At 45.7% G+C, this 368-nt stretch carries 1 pseudogene; it reads left to right on the top strand.

The window, feature by feature from the left end:
* Nucleotides 1-368, top strand: a pseudogene (locus tag HUN22_RS17830) (fimbria/pilus outer membrane usher protein); the annotation flags it as partial.

The raw sequence follows: 368 nt of genomic DNA, 5'->3' as shown, positions 1-368 counted from the left end.
GGGATTTTTAACAGTGCCATCGGTAATTTTTCTTCAGGGGTTTTATATAACGGCAGTAATGAAAATAGTTATAGCCATGAAAAATGGGTACGCCTAGAAAGTAAGTGGCAATATGTCGACCCTGAGAAGATCAGGATCTATACCCTAGGGGATTTTATTTCCAATAGCCCCGACTGGGGTAGTAGTGTCCGTCTTGCCGGTTTCCAGTGGTCGAGTGCTTATAGCCAGCGCGGTGATATTGTCACCTCGGCACTGCCGCAATTCTCCGGTTCGGCTGCATTGCCTTCAACTTTAGATCTATACGTCAACCAGCAAAAGATTTATTCAGGGCTAGTCCCATCAGGCCCATTTGATATTAAGCAGCTTCC

Source organism: Acinetobacter lactucae (genome assembly GCF_013344765.1).
Classification (GTDB): Bacteria; Pseudomonadota; Gammaproteobacteria; order Pseudomonadales; family Moraxellaceae; genus Acinetobacter; species Acinetobacter lactucae_A.
Note: the sequence above shows the minus strand (reverse complement) of the source record. Positions and strands in the feature narration are given on the sequence as shown.